Origin of the sequence: Micromonospora sp. NPDC007230, assembly GCF_042869115.1 — a bacterium.
In the GTDB taxonomy this organism is placed as follows: domain Bacteria; phylum Actinomycetota; class Actinomycetes; order Mycobacteriales; family Micromonosporaceae; genus Micromonospora.
Genome location: NZ_JBIAFE010000002.1, coordinates 1 through 20,146 on the forward strand (window position 1 = coordinate 1; position 20,146 = coordinate 20,146).

Sequence of the window (20,146 nt, forward strand, 5' to 3'; positions counted from 1 at the left end):
AACCACCCACACACCCCCATCGACGACCTCAACATCCTCCTACCCAACGAACACCACCAGATCCTCACCACCTGGAACAACACCACGAGCGACCATCGCCCGGGCACGCTGAGCAAACGTTTCGAGCAGCAAGCCGCGCGCACTCCGTACGCCATCGCGGTCACCGACGGCGCCACCACGCTCACCTACCAACAGCTCAACGACCGCGCCAATCAGCTTGCTCACCACCTCGGCGCGGGCCTCGACACCACCATCGCCGTCGCGGTGCCCCGCAGCACCCAGCTGCTCATCACCCTGCTGGCCATCGGCAAGACCGCGGCCGCCTATCTCCCCATCGACCCGGACCACCCCGCCACCCGCATCCAGCAGCTACTCGCGGACGCGCGGCCCCGGCTGCTCATCACCACCACCGGCAACGGCGCGAACGACGTCCCCGTTCTCTACCTCGACGACCCGGAAACCGCTGCGGCCGTGGCCGCCCAGCCCACCACCAACCCGCCCACCAGGACACACCCCGACAACACCGCGTACCTCATCTACACCTCCGGGTCCACCGGCCGGCCCAAGGGCGTCATGGTGTCGCATCGGTCGATCGTCAACCGCCTCGACTGGATGCAGGCCGAATTCGGGCTCACGCCCGAGGACCGGGTTCTGCAGAAGACGCCGGCCGGCTTCGACGTCTCGGTGTGGGAGTTCTTCTGGCCGGTCCTCGTGGGCGCAACCCTCGTGATGGCCAAGCCGGACGGCCACCGCGAGCCCGACTACCTGGCCGCCCTGATCCAGCGTGAGCGAATCACGACCATCCATTTCGTGCCGTCGATGCTCGCCACCTTCCTCCAGGAGCCGGCCACCACGGCCTGCCGCAGCCTGAAGCGGGTCATCTGCAGCGGCGAGGCGCTGCCCGCCCACCTGGCCGAGAAGTTCCACGCGACGCTGCAGGCCGGGCTCTTCAACCTCTACGGGCCCACGGAGGCGGCGGTGGACGTCACCTTCGCCCCCTGCACCCCCGGCCGGCAAGGTGCCTCGGTGCCGATCGGCCGGCCGGTCTGGAACACCCAGGTGTACGTGCTGGACCGGCGCCTCCGGCCGCTGCCACCCGGCGTCCCCGGCGAGCTCTACCTAGCCGGCGTCCAACTCGCCCGCGGCTACCACAACCGCCCCGACCTCACCGCCGAACGCTTCACCGCCAACCCGCACGGCACCCCCGGCAGCCGCCTCTACCGCACCGGCGACCTCGCCCGCTGGCTCCCCGACGGCACCCTAGACTTCCTCGGCCGCGTCGACCACCAGGTCAAACTCCGCGGCATGCGGATCGAGCTCGGTGAGATCGAAAGCACGATCCTGGAGCACGAGGCGGTGGCCGAGGCCGTCGTGACGCTCGACGTCGACCAGCGCGGCGAGCAGCGGCTGGTCGGCTACCTGGTGCCGGACGGGTCCAGGGCGGCCGCGGTCCGGGCGCTGTTAGCACTGGAGAAGGACCGGACCCCCGACGGCGTACCGCGCATGACCTTCCCGGACGGGATGTCGGTCTTCTACCGCAACCGGTCGGAAACCACGTTCCTGCGCGAGGAGATCTGGGAGGACGAGGAGTACCTGCGAAACGGCATCGTCATCGCGGAGGACGCGTGCGTGTTCGACGTCGGCGCGCACATCGGCATGTTCACGCTGTACGCCGCGGCGCGCGCCCCCAAGGGTGTGGTGCACGCCTTCGAGCCGATCCCGGACCTGTTCCAGGTGCTCGCGCTCAACACCCGGTTGCACGGCGTCAACGCGCGGCTGCACCCGATGGGCCTGTCCGACGCCGACGGGACGGTGAAGTTCGCCTACTACCCGGAGCTGTCCATCATGTCCGGACGCTACGCGGACACCGACGAGGACCGGACGGTCGTCCAGGCGTACACGGAACAGACCTGGCAGGAGGTCACCGAGCCGGGAGTCGAGGGCCTGCGTGCGATGGTGGACGAGCTGGTCAGCGACCGGATGCGGCAGGAGATCGTGTCGACCCGGGTGCGCACGCTGTCCCAGATGATCCGCGAGACCGGGGTCGACCGCATCGACCTGCTGAAGGTCGACGCGGAGAAGAGCGAGGAGGACATCCTGCGCGGCATCGAGGACGCGCACTGGCCGATCATCGACCAGGTCGTCGCCGAGGTGCACGACGTGGGCGGCCGCCTCGACGCGATCACCGAACTCCTCAAGGGGAAGGGCTTCCAGGTCACTTCCGGCGTTACCTCGGCGCTGCACCGCACCCGGCTGGTGACGCTGTACGCCGTCCGCGAGGTGCGCGGCGGCGCCATCCCGCCACCGGTGAAGCGATGGTCCGACCCGGACCGCCTGGTCGAGGACGTGCGCGGGCACCTGCGGGAGCGGCTGCCGCTGCCGATGGTCCCCGACGCCATGGTCGTGCTCGACGGGCTGCCACTGTCGCACAACGGCAAGCTGGACCGGCGCGCCCTGCCCAACGCGGCCCGGGCGGACCGGGGGCCGCGCCGGCCACCGCGGACCGACCGTGAAGAGGCGCTGTGCCGGTTGTTCGGCCAGATCCTGGACGTGCCGGAAATCGGCATCGACGACGACTTCTTCGAGCTGGGCGGCCAGTCGTTACTGGCGATCCGGCTGGTCAGCCGAGTGCGCGCCGAGCTGGGCGGGGACGTGAGCATCCGGACTGTGTTCGAGTCGCCCACGGTCGCCGCGCTCGCCGAGCGGATCGGCGAGCGGACCGGCCGGGATGATGTCGCCGTGCTGCTGCCGATTCGGGCGTCGGGCAGCGAGCCGCCGCTGTTCTGCATCCATGAGCTGTACGGGCTGAGCTGGGCGTACCGCCGGCTCGCCGAGCACGTGCCGGCCGATGTTCCGGTGTACGGCCTGCAGGCCCGCGGGATCCTGGAGCCCGACCGGTTGCCCCGCTCGGTGGCGGAGATGGCGCTCGACTACGTGGAGCAGATCCGCTCGGTCGCGCCCCACGGGCCGTACCGGCTGCTGGGCTGGTCCTCCGGCGGCAATGTGGCGCATGCCGTGGCCACGGCCCTGCAACAGGAGGGTGAGCAGGTCAGCTTCCTGGCGCTGCTTGACTCGTACGTGCCGGACTGGCACCGCCGACAGGGTGACGACGACGAGGACATGGTCCTGCGCCGGATCGTCGAATTCCTCCGGCGGGACGACGGCCGGCAGCGGGACCGGGAAGCTGTCCTGGCGCTGCTGCGGGAGGAATACGGCGGCTGGGAGCATCTCGGCGACTGGATCTTCCCGGCGTTCGTGGACGCCGCGATCAACACCCGCGCGATCGTCCGGGAGTCCAAGCCTGAGGTGTTCGAGGGTGACGTGCTGTTCTTCTCGGTCGAGGGTGACCAGCCGCACCTCGGCTGGGAGCCCTACGTGACCGGACAGGTCGAACAACACCCGGTCTCAGGCGCGCACAACGACATGATGGAGCAACCGGCGGTGGACGAAATCGGCGCCGTCCTCGGCCGGAGACTGGCATGACGAGCGGCAACCGAGAGCGCGACGGGCTGATGCGGCACGTCGAGTCGCTGGCCGCGGCGATGATGCCGACACCGCTGGTCCCGCTGGCCGACGAGCGGCTGGACCTCTACGCCAAGCTGGAGTTCAGCAACTTCTCCGGCAGCGCCAAGGACCGGTCGGCCCTGTGGATCCTGCGGCAGGCGATTCTGCGTGAGCAGGTGACCCGGAAGTCGGTCCTGGTCGAGTCGTCCTCGGGCAATTTCGCCATCGCCCTTGCGTCGCTCTGCGCCTCGCTCGGTCTCGAGTTCGTCCCGGTGATCGACTCGAACATCAACCGGAGCACCGAAAACTTTTTGCGAGCGCTCAGCAGCCGGGTGGAGCGGGTGCACGACATCGACGACACCGGCGGCTTCCTGAAGTCGCGCCTCCGACGGGTGCAGGACCTGCGCGCGGAACTGCCGGACTCTTACTGGCCCAACCAGTACGCGAACACCGACGGCGCGGACGCGCACTATCGCTTCACCGCATCGGAGTTGTGCGACGCGCTGGACCGTATCACCCACGTCTTCGTCGGTGTCGGTACGGCCGGCACCATCGCTGGTCTGTCCCGTCGTCTGAAGAAGACCGATCCGCGCGTACGCGTCATCGCCGTCGACGTCGAGGGATCGGTCATCTTCGGCGGCGCCCCGGGCCGCCGGCGCATCCCCGGCATCGGCTCCAGCATCGTCCCGCCGCTGCTGCAGCACGCACTCATCGACGAGACCCTGCTGGTGTCCGAGTACGCGAGCATCGTCGGCTGCATCCAGCTGTGGCAGCGGCACGGCATCTTCGCCGGCGGGTCCAGCGGCAGCGTCTACGCGGCCGTCCAGCACTACTTCGCCGACTACCGCGGGCCCCGCCCGCGGGTCGTGTTCCTGTGCGCCGACCGCGGCAACGCCTATGCCGACACCGTCTTCAACCCACAGTGGGTCGCCGAGACCTATCCGGAGCGGATCGACGACGTGTTGATCTCAACGGCATCGGTGTGATTGGAGGAGAGAGCATGCCCTACGCCCCGCCCGAAGCACTGCTCGTCGTCCGCGGCGCCGAGGTCGCCGAGCAGATCGAAGGGAACCGGGAAACGGTTCAGGACATCGTGCGTGACGCGTACCTGACGCACGCCCGTGGCGACTCGTCGCTGCCGCACAGCAGCTTCCTGCGCTTCCCGGACCGAGAACGGGACCGGATCATCGCGCTGCCCGGTTACCTGGGCGGGCGGTTCCGGGTCTCGGGCGTGAAGTGGATCGCCAGCTTTCCCGGCAACATCACGCACGGATTGGCGCGGGCGTCGGCCGTCCTGCTGCTCAACGATGCCAGGACCGGGTTCCCGTACGCGTGCCTCGAGTCCTCGCTCATCTCGGCCGCCCGCACCGCCGGGTCCGCCACGCTGGCCGCCGAGGAACTCATCGGCGGGCGGCGTGCCGGGCGGGTGGGCTTCGTCGGCACCGGCTTGATCGCCGAGCACATCCGGCGCTTTCTCACCGAGCTCGGCTGGGAGATCGGCGGGTACCGGCTGTTCGACACCGATCCGGCAGCAGCCGAGCGGTTCGCGCAGACGCTGCGCGAGACCGGCGCGCCCGACGTCAGGGCCGTCGGCGACGTCCGCGAGGCGTTCTCCGCGTGCGACCTGGTGATCCTCGCGACCGTCGCGGGCACGCCGCACCTCGCCGACCCGCAGCTCCTCCGGCACGCCCCTGTCGTGCTGCACGTCTCGCTCCGCGACCTCGACCCGGCGCTGATCGCCGCGGCGCAGAACGTCACCGACGACATCGGGCACGTCGTGCGCGAGCGGACCTCGCTGCACCTCGCGGCGGAGCGGTTCGGACACCAGGACTTCATCGACGGCACGCTCGCCGATGTGCTGACGGGCGGCTTCACCCGGGACCCGGGGCGAGCCGTCGTCTTCTCCCCGTTCGGGCTGGGCGTGCTCGACCTGGCCGTCGGCAAGCACGTCTACGACAGGGTGGCCGGACTCGGCGGAGGAAGCCCGGTGGCCGGCTTCTTCCCCGCGGGCTAGCCATGGACGAGCCGTTCCTGGACATCAACGGCCTTACCCGTACGTACCGGAGCAAGGGTGGCGCCCTGGTGCACGCCAACGTCGACATCGACCTGGCCGTCGCGCCGGGTCAGGTGTTCGGCCTGCTCGGCGCCAACGGCGCGGGCAAGACCACCATGGTCATGCAGATCCTGGGGCTGCTCACGCCGACATCGGGATCGATCCGGGTGGCGGACGTCGACGTCGTCCAGCAGCCGGAGGCAGTCAAGCACCTGGTGGGTTTCCTGCCGCAGCAGGGCCTGGCGATGCGGCTCATCGAGGTGCGGCGGGCACTCGCCTACACCGGCCGGCTCCGCGGGCTGTCCGGCGAGGCCGCCCGGCGGCAGAGCGACGACCTGCTCGACGAGTTCGGCATCGCCGCCGAAGCCGACCGCTACGTCAACGCGTTGAGCGGCGGCCAGTTGCGCCTGGTCAACCTCGCCATGGCGCTGGTCGGCCGGCCGCGGCTGCTGGTGCTGGACGAGCCGACGAACGAACTGGACCCGCGCAGCCGACGGATGGTGTGGGACGCGCTGCGGCGCCGCAACGAGCAGGACGGCACCACCGTCCTGCTGGTCACCCACAACGTGCACGAGGCCGAGCAGGCGGTGCACCGGGTGGCCGTGATGAACGGCGGCCGGATCGTCGCCGAGGGCACTCCCGGCGAACTCAAGGAGCACCTGGGCAGCCAGGTCCGGCTGGAGCTACGGCTCAAGGAGGGTGAGACGCTCACCCCGGCCGCCGCCGAGCGGCTGGCGTCGTTCGGCTCGCTGGCTCCGCGCGGCAAGGAGGGCGGGTACGTGATCCGGGCCGAACCGGATCGCATCGGCGCGCTTATGGACGTGGTGGTGTCCGACGTCCGGCTCAAGCGCGTCGACGACTTCCGGGTGGCGCGGCCCAGCCTGGAGGAGGCCTATCTGGAACTGGAGGCGACCGGCGACCGGCAGGAGTTCCCCTCGCCGCCGGCGGCGCCGGTGCCCCCGGCCGTTCCCGCCGCAACCCCCCGCCCGCGGCCACCGGCCCGGGAGTCGATCGGCCGCCGGGTGCGCGAGGTGGGCCACCTGTGGCTGGAACAGATGCTCGGAGCCCGTACCACCTGGGTGTGGAATGTGCTGTTCGGGGTTCTCATGCCGCTCGCCATGGTCTTCGGCATGACGAAGATCGGCTCCGGACTGACCGACCGGCAGAGCATGCTCTACATCATCAGCGGCGCCACCGTCTTCGCGCTGACCACCGAGAACGTCAGCAACCTGGCGCAACGGGTCGGCATGCTCAAGGCCGAAGGCACAATCATGTACTACGCGTCACTACCGATCAGCAAGGTCTCGTTCGTCTCCGCGCTCATGCTCTCCCGGCTGCTGCTGATAGCTCCGGGCCTGCTCACCCCGATGGTGGCCGGGGCGATGCTGTACGACCTGCAGCTGTCACCCTCCCCGCTCCTGCTGCTGGTGCTGCCGCTGTCGGCGCTGTCGCTGGCATCGCTGGGCATGATGATCGGCAGCCTGTTCGCCCGGGTGGACATCATCGCGATCGTCACCAACATCCTGGTGTTCGCGCTGCTGCTGATCGCCCCGGTGATGATCCCCGCGGCCGCGCTCCCGGTGCCCCTGCAGATCATCGGGTGGGCGCTGCCGCCGACGTACGCGGCCGACGCGCTCCGCCGGACGATGAGCGGAGACCTGGGTATGCCGCTGACCGTCGATCTCGTCGTGCTCACCGGGATGGCGCTGCTCGGCCTGATCGGGTCGGCCCGCTGGCTACGCTGGCGGCTGTGAGGCTCACGCCGCCGGCGTGCCGGTGATGATCCCCTGCACGGCGGCGGCCAGCCGCTCCTCTCCCGCCTCCCATCCCATCGTCCAGCCGAGCAGACGGCGCCGGTGAGCCACCGCGCGCTCACCGGCCTCGGCGATCGCCCGGGCTCGGGACCGGGGACCCGGGCCGCCGCCGTACTCGGCCGCGGCGCACACCTCCGCCGGCTCCGTCGGCACGTCCTCGATACGGTCCTTCAGCGCCTCACCCATCGACGACGCCTCCGCCTCCAGGACAAGCCGCACGGCCCGGCCCACCTCGTGGTGGGCGCGCCGGAACGGGACGCCGCTGCGCACCAACTCCTCGGCGATCGCCGTCGCGACGGTCATGCCGTCCCGCGCGCGCCGCTGCATGGCCGCGGGGTTCACTGTGGTCCGGGAGAACACCTTGACCAGGATCGCGGCGGCGTCGCTGCTCTCGCGCAGCGCGTCCCATATCGGCTTGATTCCCTCGGTGCCCACCGAGATCGAGTTGGTGTACGGCTCGTTGCGCATCGCCGCGGCCGCGGTCACGAACGCCCCGAGCGCAGCCGAGGACTTGCCGCGTACGTTTTCAAGGACGAACGGATTGCGTTTCTGCGGCATCATCGAACTCGAGCCCACCAGGTCATCGGGCACCGTCAGCAGGTCGAACTCCTGTGACGACCAGAGCAGCAGGTCGGTCGCGGCCCGGCTCAGCAGCACACCCAGCGTCGCGGCCGCGGCCGCGATTCGCAGCACCACGTCCCGCGCGGCTACCGCGTCGATCGAGTTGCGCAGCGGGCCGGCGAAGCCGAGCAGCTCGGCGGTCCGATCCGCGTCGATCGGGATCGAGGTGCCACCGACGGCACCGGCACCTAGCGAGCTGTAGGCCAGCCCCTCGCCCGCTGCCAGCAGCGCGTCCACCTCCCGGGCCAGGCCGCCGGCCAGGCCGGTCAGGTAATGCCCGTACGTGATGGGGGTCGCCGGCTGGAAATGGGTGTAGGCCGGCATGACGCACTCGCCGTACCGCCGGCTGCGGTTGATCAGGACGAGTTCCAGCCGGATCAGGCGGTGGATCAGCTCGGCCAGCGGCTCGCGCAAGCCGAGCCGCAGGCAGGTGGCGTTGAGGTCGTTGCGCGAGCGGCCGGTGTGCAGCAGGCCGCCCACCCCCTCGCCCAGCGTCTCGATCAGGTGGCCCTCGTAGGCAAGGTACAGGCCGCGCGGCGCGGGCCGGCCCTCGATTGGCCGGAAGTCCTGCCGGCGCAAATCGGTGACGGCCGCCAGCAGGGCCGCGGCCGCGGCCCGCCCGACGATGCCTCGCTCGGCGAGCATGACCACGTGCGCCAGGTCCACCCGGGCGATGCGGTCCAGCTCGGCCTTCCACGGCGCGGTGACCTTCCAGCGGGGTTCCAGCAGCATGCGCTGAAGCTCGGGGTCCAGGCCGGTGGTCAGTCGTCCGGTGTCCGCCCCTCCTGTCGCCGTCATTCAGGGTTCCTTCCGGATCTCCGGTGTGAGCTTGTGCAGCGCCGCCTCGGCGGCCGCGCCGGACTGCGCGACGACGTGGCCGATGCGGTCGCGGAAGTCGCCGTTGCGGGCCAGCAGGGTGCCCGGCTCGCGGTAGATCTGCACCTCGACGACGCCGGGGATCGCCCCGGCGTCCTCGACGCCGTGCACGGCGACCAGCTCGCCCTCGGCGTCCGGGATGAGGAAACGGATCGAGCTGGGTCGCGGTGCGACGTCCTGGGACAGGCGCGGCGGCAGGCCGGCGAACCCGCGGACGGTCTCCAGCACCAGGTCCAGGCCGGTCGCCTCTTGCACCAGGCGGGGAATCCAGCCGCCCGCCAGCCGCGGGTTGACCTCGATGAGCACCGGGCCGTCCGGGCCGAGGCGCAGCTCCACGTGCGCCGGGCCGAAGGACAGCCCGAGCCGCAACACCGCCCGCCGGGCCGCGTCTCGCAAAGCGTCCTCGTCCGGCGGGGAAAGCGGCGCCGGAAAGTCGTGGCCGGTCTCCACGAAGGACGGCGGTGCGCCGAGATGCTTGCGCGTCACGCCGACCGGGACACCGGCGAAGAGCTCGACGGAGAACTCCGTCCCTGGGACGTACTGCTCCAGCAGGATCCGCTGCGGTAGCGGCCGGCCGCGCTCGTCGACCCGCTCGCCCAGCAGCTTGCCCGCGTACCGGACGGCCTCCGCCGCGGTGCCGCACAGGCGCACGCCGCGGCTGCCGCTGCCGGAGACCGGCTTGACGACGACCGGCGTGCCGAGCCGGTCAACCGCGACCGCCGCGTCGTCCACATCGGAGACGCCGGCGAAGCGCGGGACCTGAACGCCAGCGGCGTGCAGCAGCTCGCGCTGCCGTTCCTTGTCCCGGGTGACCTCGACCGCGGCCGGGTCGGCGCCGGGCAGCCCGAACCGGCCCGCGGCCGCGGCCGCGATGCCCACGTAGTACTCCGAGCTGGTGCCTACCCCGGCCAGATCGCCGGCCAGGTTCGCGCACGCGCGCACCACGTCGTCGAGGTCGTCCGTCCGGGCCGCGACGACGTCCGGCTCGTCGTCTCCCCAGTGGTAGCGGGACGCGTTCTCGGTGAGCAGCACGGGCCTCAGGCCGCTCGCCCGGGCGCGCCGGACGAAGAGCCGCCCGGTGCCGGAGGTGTTGCTCTCCACCAGGACGAGGATGCGGTCGCTCATCGCGCGCCCACCGCCGCCCGCAGGTCGACGACCTCGTCGCGGGTGCGCCGCCCCCAGGCGTACCGGCTCCAGCGGTCCTCCAGGTCGCCTGGATGCGCGATCTCCGTCGGCTCGCGGGGCGCTTCGACGCCGGCCAGCCCCTCCCGCCGCAGCCACGCGTCGTGGAAGACCGTCCGCTGGTAGCGGTGCCCCTCGTCGGGCATCACGGCCAGCACCGTGCCGCCCGGGTTGTGCCGCGTCCACCACTGGCCCACCTGGTAGGCGGCACCGCTGGTCGGGCCCATGAAAAGCGTGTGGTCGGCGTGCAGCCGCCGGGTCATGGCGAACGCGTCCCCGGCCGGCACCCAATGCACCTCGTCGAACAGTGAATGGTCCAGCACCTTCGGCAGCAGCCCGTTGCCTAGGCCGCGGAGCCGGCGCCGGCCGTTCGGCGCGCCGAACAGGACGCTGCCGGGGGTGTCGACGCCGATCAGCACGAGATCGGGCCAGAGCAGCCGGAGGAAACCGGCGATGCCGGTCGAGGAGCTGCCCGAGCCGACCGGGCAGATCAGTGCGTCCACCTGCGGGAACGACTCGGTGATCAGCTCGGCGACCCGGCCGTACGCGTTGGCGTGCATGGTGTTGTCGTACTGGCCGGGGGTGAATGGCGAGCGGTGCCGCGCCCGGATGCGTTCCACCCGGTCGAGGCGCGCCTGCTGGATCCCACCGGTCCGGGCGGCCTGTCCGCTGACGATGCTCACCCGGGCGCCGAGCGCCTCCAGCCGGCGCCGCAGGTGACTGTCGATGGCGGTGTCGCCGACCAGGATCAGCGGTAGCCCGAGCCGGCGGCACACCATGGCCAGCCCCAGCCCGTACGTGCCGGAGGTGGTCTCGATGACCGTGCTGCGCTCGGTCAGCTGCCCCTGTTCCATGGCCCGCTGCAGCACGAACTGCGCGGGCAGGAGCTTCATGAGCTGGAAGGCGGCGGCGTACAGGTCGCCGGAGAGGTGGATGAGCCGCGGCAGGACGGCCGAATCCACGACGTCCGTGAAGGGCTTACGAATCCGGAAGGCGCTCATCGTCCCCGTCCGTGAAGAACTCCCAGGTGTGGGAGATACCGATGCGGAAGAGCTCACGCCGGGCCCGGTCGATCTTGCCGGCGAGATTCGGGTCCGCGGCGTCGTAGAGCAGGCCGGCCACGCTGCCGCTGTGCGCCACCTCGATGCCGGCCGCGCGGGTCTCCTCGGTCACCTGGAGCAGCCGCGGGAAGTGCTCGATCGGCAGGAACCGCTGGTTCAGCCGGGCGCTCGCGGTGGCCGCCCGGCCCAGCGCCGCCACGTCGCCCTGGGCCGCGCCCCGGCGCAGCATGCCCCGCAGCGCGCGGAAGCTCTCGATCTCCCACCGGCTGTACCGGGCCGGCACGAGTGCCAGGGTGTCGATCGGCTCGGGGCGGGCGGCGAAGCCGATCACCTTCATCCGCGGCATGCGCACCTGGAAGTCCTCCAGGATCAGGCCCTCCCGGTGGGCGAACAGCAGCATGCGGTCGTACATCAGCGGGTCCGCGGCGCGCTCGGCCTCGACCGCGATGCGTGCGATCCGGTCGGTGGGCAGGGTGCCGCCGAACGCGCTCAGCACGGCCCGGACGGTGGCGGTGACGTCGCTGGTGGACGACCCCATGCCGAAGCCGGTAGGGATGTTGCTCTGCACCGATACGGCCCCGCCGGCCTTTTCGCCCAGGATGTCGGCGGTGGCGCGGGCTGCCAGCAACGCCTTGGTCTTCCACGGCGGATGCACCGTCCACTCCGGAGTTTCCTCGGTGACGACGACGCTCACCTCGGTACTCATGATCGGGCAGGGCAGCGTGACCAGTCCCCGGTGCAGGGAACCGGCGAACTCGAAGACACCCTGCAGAAGCTCGCCGTGGTGGCCGTGTGCGGTCCCCCACCCCCGGCGGTCGCCGTCGCCGGGAAGGAGCAGGGTGCCCTGCGCCTCGTCCTGCTGGCTGCTCAATTGCCTACCCGTCTCTCTCCAGCGCCGGCGCGGCGTGCCAGCGCGAATTCCACCACCTGCCGGCTCACCAGGGCTAGCTGGTGTTCAACGGCCGGGCTCGGTATCCCCTGGCACAGCGCCGACGCGCGGTCCACCGCCACGCCCAGCGGGGTCGGCCAGCCGCGCAGGGAGTGCACCGTGTCGCGCAGGGAACGCATCGTGTTGACTGGGCCCTGCGTACCCGCACCGACGGCGACACAGCCGACCGCCTTGTCGGTGAGGTACGGGTTCGCGTGGTCCCGGAGTCCTTCCAGGTAGTCGATGGCGTTCTTCAGCAGTCCTGAGAGCGAGCCGTGATGGGAGGGCGATCCCAGCAGTACGCCGTCGGCCGCGGCCACCGAGGCGAGGAGCTCGCCGACCGCCGCCGCGTCGCGGGCGTCGGCCGGCGAACCGTACAGCGGAAGCCGCAGCTGCTCGCCCCGGAAGAAGCACACGTCTGCGCCCAGCAGCTCGGCGTGCGTCGCCGCCACCCGCAGCAGGCTCTCCGTGGACGACTGCGGCGCCTGGCTTCCGCACAGGGCCACCACGCGGATCACGCCCATGTCGCTCACCGCATGCGCCGCAGCGGGGGCCGGGTGGTCTGCGCCGCGCCGGCCAGGGCTTCCGCCACGCCGGCAACGGTCGGGTCCATCATGACGTCCCGCAGGTTCAGCTCGACGCCCAGCTCGCTGCGGATCCGGCTGAGCAGGCGGACGGCCAGCAGGGAGTGCCCGCCGAGGTCGAAGAAGTTGTCGTCGTCGGTGACCGACGGCACCTCCAGGACCTCGGCGAAGAGTTTGCGCAGGATCGTCTCCCGCCCGCCGGCCGAGGCCGGCCCCGCCGCACCCGGCTCCGGCGGGGCGGGCAGCGCGTCCGTGTCCACCGTGCCTGCGGCGGTCAGCGGCAGCGCGTCCAGCAGCACCAGTCGCCGGGGGACGAGGTAGTCGGGCAGCCGTTCGCTCCATGCCCGCCGGATGGCGTGGACTGCGGTGCCGGACTGCCTGGGCACCACGTAGGCCAGCAGGCCGTCCTCGTCGGCCACCACGACGGCCTGGGACAGCAGGTCGCCGTCCGCCAGTCGGGCCGCGATCTCCGCCGGGTGCACCGGCACCCCGTCAATCAAAACCTGGTCCTCGACCCGGCCTGCGACGTGCAACTCTCCCTGCCGCGTCCATTTGGCCAGGTTCCCGGTACGCCGCAGACGCGTGCCCGGGGGTCCGAACGGGTTGGCGACCGTGTCCGCCGCCGGCCCGTCCACGCTGACGTACAACTCGCCAAGCACGCCGTACGGCACCGGCTCCAGCGCGTCGTCGAGCACGAACGACTGCCTGGCGTTGCCGGCCGCCATCAGATCGTGCCGGTCCTGCTCGCCGAGCACCGGCAGACGGCCGACCGGCAACGTCGGGTCCGCGGCGGCCGCGGTGAGCAGCCGCTCCCAGGCGGCGACGAAGAATTCGATGGTCGCCCGGTCGAAGAGTTCGTCGGCGTACTGGATGAAGCCTTGCAGCCCCCGCTCGCTGCCGTCGTCGCCGAAGCGCTCGTTCACCTCGATGACCAGGTCGAACCGGGAGATCGGATTGAAGATCTCTTCGTCGGTGATGCCCAGGCCCGCGTAGTCGACCTTCGCGACGTTCTGCAGGACGAGCATGACCTGGAAGAACGGGTGGCGGGCCAGGGAGCGGTTGGGGTTGAGGGCCTCGACCAGGTAGTCGAAGGGCAGGTCCTGGTGGGTGTAGGCGTCGAGGTTGGTGGCGCGGGTCTGCTGCAGCAGCTCGGTGAAGGTGGGGTTGTCCGCCGTGGTGGTGCGCAGCACGAGGGTGTTGACGAAAAAGCCGATCAGCTTGTCCAGCGCGGGATCGGTACGCCCGGCGATGGGTGCGCCGATCGGAATGTCGGTGCCGGCTCCGAGGCGGGTCAGCAGGGCGGCCAGTCCGGCGTGGATGACCATGAACAGCGTGGCGTCGTGCCGCCGGGCCAGGCGGGTGAGGTCCCGATGCAGGGTGGCCGGCATGGTGAAGTGCGTGGTGGCGCCGTGATGGCTGGCGATGGCCGGCCGGGGCCGGTCGGTGGGCAGGACGAGGTGGTCCGGTAGCCCTTCGAGCTTCTGGCGCCAGTAAGCGAGTTGCTCGTCGCGTACGGTGCCGAGCAGCTTCTGCTGCCAGAGCGTGTAGTCGATGTACTGGACCGGCAGGGGCGCCCAGCCGGGGGCCTGTCCCTGCCGGCGAGCCTGATAGGCGGTGGTGAGGTCCTCGGCGAGGGGCGCGAAGGACCAGCCGTCGCCCGCGATGTGGTGCAGGGTCAGCAGCAGCACGTGTTGCCGGTCGTCCAGAGTGAACAGGTCCGCGCGCAGCGGTAGCTCACGGTCCAGGTGGAACGGCCGGCGCGCGGCGGCGGCGAGGTCGTCGGGCAACCGCGGCGCGGTGCTGTCGTGCCGCTGCAGCGGCACGGAGAAGTCTTCGAGGACGTGCTGGGTCGGTTCCCCCTCGACGACCCGGATCAGGGTGCGCAGGCTTTCGTGCCGGCCGATCAGATCACCCAACGCGGCGTGCAGGGCGTCGTGGTCGATCGGGCCGTCGAACCGCAGCGCATTGGGCAGGTTGTAGGTGGCACTCGGACCTTCGAGCTCGGCCAGGAACCACAGGCGGCGCTGCGCGTAGGACAGCGGGGCTCCGGCCGGCCGCGACCCGGCGGTCAGCGCGGGCCGCCTCCCGCCGGTTGCCTCGGTGAGGCGGGCGGCGAGGGCGGCGATGGTGGGTGCCTCGAAGATGGCCCGGGTGGGCAGCTCGGTGTTCAGGGTGGCCCGGATCCGGCTGACCAGCCGGGTAGCGAGCAGCGAATGCCCGCCGAGCTGAAAGAAGTTGTCGTCGATCGTCACGCCGGCGGTGCCGAGGACGTCGGCGAAAAGGTCCGCGAGGGTCTTCTCCGTCGCGGTGCGCGGTGCCCGCCCGCTGCTGCCGGCGGGGCTCTGCGGCACGGGCAGGGCCTTGCGGTCGATCTTCCCGTTCGGGGAGACCGGCAGGCTGTCCAGCACCACGAACACGGCCGGCACCATGTGCGGCGGCAGCAGGGACTCCGCCGTCTTGTGCGCGTCATGCGGGTCGACCGGCCCGGCCAGGTAGGCCACCAGCCGCTCGTGGCCGGCCGTGTCGGCGCGCAGCATCACCACCGCGTCGCGGGTGCCAGGCGTGGTCCGCAGCGCCGCCTCGATCTCCCCCAGTTCGACCCGCCGCCCGCGGATCTTCACCTGGTGGTCGGTCCGGCCGAGGAATTCGAGCTGTCCGTCGGGAAGTCTGCGTACGAGGTCGCCGGTGCGGTACAGGCGCGCGCCGGCCCGGCCGGAGAACGGATCCGGCACGAACGCCAGCGCCGTGCCGAGCGGATTGTCGAGATAGCCGAGTCCCACGCCCTGCCCGCCGACGTACAGCTCGCCCGCCGTGCCCGCCGGGGCCGGCTGGAGCGTCTGGTCCAGCACGTAGAGCTCGGTGTTGCGGACCGCCCGGCCGATCGGCGCGACCACGCCGGCGACGTCCGCCGCGCTTCGGATGAACCCGTGCGTCACGTCATCCGAGCACTCGGTGGGCCCGTACGCGTTAACCATCGGCACGCCGGGGAAATGCCGGAACCAGCGCCGGCACAGGTCGGCGGAGAGGGCCTCGCCGGTGACCAGCAGCCAGCGGAGCGTCTCCAGCCCGGGCAGCGGCGCGCCGTCGTCCCAGGCGTCCAACGCGGCGCGCAGCAGCGACGGCACCACCTCCAGTACTGTGACCCGCTCCCGGTCGGTCTGCCGGAACAGCGCCACCGGGTCGAGGGCGGTGTCGTCGTCGACGACCAGGACGCAGCCGCCAACTGTAAGCGCCGCGAGCATCTGCCACACCGAGACGTCGAAGGTCAGCGGGGCGTTTTGCACCACGACGTCGGCGGCGACCAGGTCGAGGTCCTCGTTCTTGGCAGCCAGATGGTTGACCATGCCGAGGTGATGGACGAGGGCGCCCTTGGGCAGTCCGGTACTGCCGGAGGTGTAAAGCAGATACGCCGCCTGATCCGGCCGGACCGGGGGCGGCTCGATGCCGGCCGGCTGGGCAGCCTCGCCGAGGACGACGACTCGCACCCCCGCAGCCGCGGAGATCTCCGCGGCGGTCTCGGCGTGCTCGGGGCCGGCGAGCAGGACATCCGCCCCGCTCGACTGCAGCAGCGACGCGTTGCGGGCGGCCGGGGCGCGGGTGTCGAGCGGCAGGAAGGCGTGGCCGGCCCCGTGCGTGCCGAGCACCCCGACGATGACGTTGACGCCGCGCTCGGCGTAGATGGCGCATCTGCCGCCCGGCGGGATGCCGAGGGACAACAGCTGACGGGACAGCGCGCCGGCTCGGCCGACGAGCTCCGCATAGGTGATGCGGACGCCGTCCGCGATCACCGCTGGTGCCTCGCCGTGGGCCGCCGCCACCTCGTGCACCCGCTCCAGCAGGCTGCTCATGGCCTCGGGCCGGTGCGCCCCGGTCAGCTCGGTGATGAGCCGGGCCCGCTCGTCGGGACCCAGTATCGACAGCCGGCCCAGCGCGCGCTCGGGGTGGCCGCAGATCTGCTCCAGGAGCCGGATGAGCCGGTCGCCGATGGTCTTGGCCTCGGCCGCGGCGAACAGGTCCGGCCGGTAGTCGATTTGCAGCTGCCAGTCGGGGAACGGGATGGCCACGAGCCGGAGCGGGACGTGGGCCGCGTCGTGCACGTCGGCACCGGCCAGCGACAGCCCCGCGCCGAGGTTCTTGAACTTCGCCAGGTCCAGCGGGTAGTTCTCGACGATCACCACCGTGTCGTAGAGCTGGCTCAGGCCGGCCGTCCGCTGAATATCGGTCAGGCCCAGGTGCTGGTGAGGCAGCAACTCGGCCTGCTGCTCCTGCAGCTCGGCGAGCAGCTCGACCACCGGGCGCGACGCCCGCGGGCGAACCCGGACCGGCACGACGTTGATGAACGAGCCGATCATCTCCTCGGCGCCGGCCACCTCGTCGGACCGGCCGCTGACCGTGGCGCCGAAGCACACATCGTCCCGGCCGGTGAGGCGCGCCAGCAGGATCGCCCAGGCGCCCTGGATGATCGTGTTCGCGGTAAGGCCGTGCCCCTTCGCCAGCCGGGTCATCGCCGCCGCCAACTCGGCCGGCAGCACGATCGTGTGCTTGTGCGGCATGACCGGCAGCCGGGCCGGGTCGGCCGGGGCGACCAGCGTCGGCTCGGTCAGCCCGGCCAGGGCCGCCCGCCATGCCTCCCGGGCCTTCTCGGTGTCCTGCCGGACCAGCCAGGCGAGGTGGTCGCGGTGCGGCACCGGAGCCGGCAGCGCGCCGGCGTCGCCGCGCCGCTCGTACAGCCGGAAGAGCTCCTGCAGCAGCACCGGCATCGACCAGCCGTCCAGCAGGATGTGGTGGTTCGTGAGCAGCAGGCGCCACTGGTCGTCGGCGCTGCGGATGAGGGTGAAGCGAATCGACGCGGGCTGCGCCAGGTCGAAGCGCCGGTCCAGCTCCGCCGCGGTCAGCCGGGCCACCTCGACGTCCCGGCGCTCGGCGGGCAGCTGCCGGAGGTCCTCGAAGCGCCATGACGCGGCCACGCCCTCGACGATCAGCTGCACCGACTGGCCGTTGTCGCGCTGGCGGAAGGCGGCGCGCAAGGCCGCGTTGCGCCGCACCAGAGCGTCCGCGGCGGCACGCATCGCGGCCGGGTCCAGGTCTCCAGCCAGGTCGAGGGAGTACTGGACGTGGTACACGTCCGGGCCCTCCCGGTCGTAAAGGGCGTGGAACAGCACGCCCTCCTGGAAGGGCGTCAGTGGCAGGATGTCCACCACTCGGACCCGGTCCGCCACTTCACGCCTGCCGTTCCATTGCTTGGACCAGGCTCCTCGGCCGCATGTCGGTCCAGTTCTCGGACACGTAGGTCAGGCAGGCGGCGCGGTCAGCCTCGCCGAACACCACGGTCCAGCCGGCCGGCACGTCTACGAATGTCGGCCACAGGGAATGTTGACCCTCATCGTTCACGAGAACCACAAAGGGCGCGCCCTCGTCGTCGAAAGGATTCGTCACGGCGATGCTCCGGTCCGTCTCGAATGGATTCCGGTACTGGCTTCCGGCAGGCTAACAATCGCTCCTAACACTCGACTTAGCTGCGGCTTAAGCGGCTGCATGGTGGTCGGCAAAGGATGTCTTCAGGCCGGTTCGGGCCCGATGACTGAATACCGCACCGGCCCGCATGATGTATGCGGCCATCAGCCCCGAGGAAAGTGCGGAGCCATGTGCGGAATCGCTGGGTATCTGGACCTCCGCGGGGACCACCCCGTCGACCAGGAGGTTCTGTCGGCGATGACGGCCACGCTGGAGCACCGGGGCCCGGACAGTGCCGGGCGGTTCACCGACCCGGGGATCGGACTGGGCTTCCGGCGGCTGAGCATCATCGACCTCGCGACCGGCGCTCAGCCGATCACCAACGAGGACGGCAGCGTGGTCCTCGTCTGCAACGGCGAGATCTTCAACCACCGGGAGCTCCGGGACGGGCTGACCGCCCGCGGGCACACCTTCCGCACCGGAAGCGACGTCGAGGTTCTGGTCCACCTGTACGAGGAGCGCGGGACGGGGCTGCTCGACGTGATTCGCGGGCAGTTCGCCTTCGCGATCTACGACCGGGCGCGGCGCCGGCTCTTCCTGGCCCGGGACCACGTCGGGATCCTGCCGCTGTTCTACGCGCGGACCGCTGGCCATTTCGTCTTCGGCTCGGAGAACAAGACCGTCCTGAGCCACCCGGCCGTCCCGCGCGCGGTCGACCTGGCGGGCCTCGACCAGGTGCTCACGTTTCCCGGGCTGGTCAGCCCGTGCACCATGTTCGCCGGCGTGCACAGCCTGGAGAGCGGCCACTATCTTCTGGTCCAGGACGGGCAGGTGCAGAAGGTCCGCTACTGGGACCTGGACTATCCCGAACTCGGCGAGGGACCCGCGGAACGGCCCGAGGAGTTCTACGTCGAGCGGCTGCGCGGCCTGCTCGCGACGTCGGTGCAGCGGCGGCTGCTGGCCGACGTGCCGGTGGGGTTCTACCTGAGCGGCGGACTGGACTCGTCGCTCATCGGCGCCCTGGTCGGGGAGGTCTCGCCGCACACCCGGCGCCACTCCTTCTCGATCGCCTTCCGAGACGCCGGCATCGACGAGTCGCCCTTCCAGCGGCTGATGGCGGCCAAGCTCTCCTCGGTTCATCACGAGGAGATCTTCGGCGTCGCGGACGCCGCCGAGAGCTTCCGCCGGATGATCCGGCACGCCGAGTGCCCGGTGAAGGAGACCTATAACACCTGCTCGCTGTCCCTGTCGGCCGCGGTGCGGCGGGCGGGGGTCCGGGTCATCCTCACCGGGGAGGGCGCCGATGAGCTGTTCGGCGGCTATCCCGGCTATCGCTTCGACCAAATCGACCGCACCGGCCTGCCGCACCGTCGCGGCGTCCTCGACCTGCTGGAGGCCGAGGCCCGGCAGCACCTGTGGGGCGACGAGAAGGTCTTTTACGAACGCGACTACCTGGCCTGGAGCGACACCAAGCTGGAGCTGTACTCGGCGGAGGCGGCGGCCGAATTCGACACCTTCGAGTGTCTGGCCCTGCCGCTCGTCGACCATGAGATGCTGCGCAACCGGCATCCGCTGCACCAGCGGTCCTACCTGGACTTCAAGCTGCGGCTCTCCGATCACCTGCTGGCCGACCACGGCGACCGGATGGGGCTCGCCAACGCCGTCGAGGCGCGCTACCCGTTCCTCGATCTGGACGTCATCGACTTCGCCCGGACCATTCCGCCGCGCCTGATGGTGACCCCGCAGGGCGGCGAGAAGCACCTACTCCGGCAGGCGGCGCACGGGCTGGTGCCCACCGAGATCATTCAGCGGGAGAAATTCGGCTTCCGGGCGCCCAGCAGCCCCTGGCTGTTGCGCCAGCATCCGGAATGGGCGAACGACCTGCTGTCACACGCCCGCATCAAACGACAGGGCTACTTCAATCCCGACACTGTCGAGCGGCTCAAATCCCAATACCTGAGCGCCGATTTCGACGTGCATCCGCATATGGGCGACGACCTGCTGCTGGTCGTCCTCAGCTTCGGGGTGCTGCTCGATGAGTTCGACCTGCCCGACCACCATTGAACCCG

The 20,146-nt window shown here is 71.0% G+C and carries 12 protein-coding genes; 5 read left to right on the plus strand and 7 right to left on the minus strand.

Translation table 11 applies throughout. From position 1 onward, the window contains the following. The 4 genes from ACFYML_RS03240 to ACFYML_RS03255 form a co-directional block, all read left to right on the plus strand. Positions 1 to 3,483, plus strand: a 3,483-nt coding sequence (locus ACFYML_RS03240; protein WP_387419030.1) for an amino acid adenylation domain-containing protein, incomplete at its 5' end; no start/stop codon positions are given. After that, on the plus strand, positions 3,480 to 4,490 hold the full coding sequence (sbnA, locus tag ACFYML_RS03245; RefSeq protein ID WP_387419031.1) for a 2,3-diaminopropionate biosynthesis protein SbnA: 1,011 nt from the start codon (positions 3,480 to 3,482) through the stop codon (positions 4,488 to 4,490). The genes ACFYML_RS03240 and sbnA, both read left to right, overlap by 4 nt. A 14-nt stretch (positions 4,491 to 4,504) precedes the next feature. Then, complete coding sequence (gene sbnB / locus ACFYML_RS03250; protein ID WP_387419032.1) at positions 4,505 to 5,518, plus strand: 2,3-diaminopropionate biosynthesis protein SbnB; 1,014 nt, start codon at positions 4,505 to 4,507, stop codon at positions 5,516 to 5,518. A gap of 2 nt (positions 5,519 to 5,520) precedes the next feature. Next, positions 5,521 to 7,311, plus strand: a complete 1,791-nt coding sequence (locus ACFYML_RS03255) for an ABC transporter ATP-binding protein/permease (protein WP_387419033.1) — start codon at positions 5,521 to 5,523, stop codon at positions 7,309 to 7,311. Positions 7,312 to 7,314: 3 nt separating this feature from the next. On the opposite strand, the gene argH is transcribed toward ACFYML_RS03255, so the two are convergent. The 7 genes from argH to ACFYML_RS03290 are packed head-to-tail and all read right to left on the minus strand — an operon-like array spanning position 7,315 to position 18,059. Continuing rightward, positions 7,315 to 8,790 carry an argininosuccinate lyase gene (argH, locus tag ACFYML_RS03260; protein WP_387419034.1) on the minus strand — a complete coding sequence of 492 codons (1,476 nt, stop codon included), beginning with the start codon at positions 8,788 to 8,790 and terminating at the stop codon, positions 7,315 to 7,317. Further along, the gene (locus ACFYML_RS03265) at positions 8,791 to 9,993 is read right to left on the minus strand and encodes an ATP-grasp domain-containing protein (RefSeq protein ID WP_387419035.1); all 1,203 of its coding nucleotides are present in this window, start codon (positions 9,991 to 9,993) and stop codon (positions 8,791 to 8,793) included. Next, positions 9,990 to 11,051 (minus strand): pyridoxal-phosphate dependent enzyme, encoded by a 1,062-nt coding sequence (locus ACFYML_RS03270; protein ID WP_387419036.1) that lies wholly within the window; start codon positions 11,049 to 11,051, stop codon positions 9,990 to 9,992. The genes ACFYML_RS03265 and ACFYML_RS03270 overlap by 4 nt, the downstream gene beginning before the upstream one ends. Further along, positions 11,029 to 11,982 carry a hypothetical protein gene (locus ACFYML_RS03275; RefSeq protein ID WP_387419037.1) on the minus strand — a complete coding sequence of 318 codons (954 nt, stop codon included), beginning with the start codon at positions 11,980 to 11,982 and terminating at the stop codon, positions 11,029 to 11,031. The genes ACFYML_RS03270 and ACFYML_RS03275 overlap by 23 nt, the downstream gene beginning before the upstream one ends. Beyond that, the gene (locus ACFYML_RS03280; RefSeq protein ID WP_387419038.1) at positions 11,979 to 12,563 is read right to left on the minus strand and encodes an NADPH-dependent FMN reductase; all 585 of its coding nucleotides are present in this window, start codon (positions 12,561 to 12,563) and stop codon (positions 11,979 to 11,981) included. The genes ACFYML_RS03275 and ACFYML_RS03280 overlap by 4 nt, the downstream gene beginning before the upstream one ends. A gap of 5 nt (positions 12,564 to 12,568) precedes the next feature. Continuing rightward, positions 12,569 to 17,842 (minus strand): amino acid adenylation domain-containing protein, encoded by a 5,274-nt coding sequence (locus ACFYML_RS03285; protein ID WP_387419039.1) that lies wholly within the window; start codon positions 17,840 to 17,842, stop codon positions 12,569 to 12,571. Position 17,843: 1 nt separating this feature from the next. Beyond that, the gene (locus tag ACFYML_RS03290; RefSeq protein ID WP_357446539.1) at positions 17,844 to 18,059 is read right to left on the minus strand and encodes an MbtH family protein; all 216 of its coding nucleotides are present in this window, start codon (positions 18,057 to 18,059) and stop codon (positions 17,844 to 17,846) included. Positions 18,060 to 18,266: 207 nt separating this feature from the next. Here ACFYML_RS03290 and asnB point away from each other — a divergent pair, with 207 nt between their 5' ends. Further along, on the plus strand, positions 18,267 to 20,141 hold the full coding sequence (asnB, locus tag ACFYML_RS03295; protein WP_387419040.1) for an asparagine synthase (glutamine-hydrolyzing): 1,875 nt from the start codon (positions 18,267 to 18,269) through the stop codon (positions 20,139 to 20,141). Positions 20,142 to 20,146 lie beyond the last annotated feature (5 nt).

Bases quoted from the DNA above. Each gene is read 5' to 3' on its own strand.
- sbnA (WP_387419031.1), top strand. From the start codon at position 3,480: ATGACGAGCGGCAACCGAGAGCGCGACGGGCTGATGCGGCACGTCGAG.
- sbnB (WP_387419032.1), top strand. From the start codon at position 4,505: ATGCCCTACGCCCCGCCCGAAGCACTGCTCGTCGTCCGCGGCGCCGAG.
- ACFYML_RS03255 (WP_387419033.1), top strand. From the start codon at position 5,521: ATGGACGAGCCGTTCCTGGACATCAACGGCCTTACCCGTACGTACCGG.
- argH (WP_387419034.1), bottom strand. From the start codon at position 8,790: ATGACGGCGACAGGAGGGGCGGACACCGGACGACTGACCACCGGCCTG.
- ACFYML_RS03265 (WP_387419035.1), bottom strand. From the start codon at position 9,993: ATGAGCGACCGCATCCTCGTCCTGGTGGAGAGCAACACCTCCGGCACC.
- ACFYML_RS03270 (WP_387419036.1), bottom strand. From the start codon at position 11,051: ATGAGCGCCTTCCGGATTCGTAAGCCCTTCACGGACGTCGTGGATTCG.
- ACFYML_RS03280 (WP_387419038.1), bottom strand. From the start codon at position 12,563: ATGGGCGTGATCCGCGTGGTGGCCCTGTGCGGAAGCCAGGCGCCGCAG.
- asnB (WP_387419040.1), top strand. From the start codon at position 18,267: ATGTGCGGAATCGCTGGGTATCTGGACCTCCGCGGGGACCACCCCGTC.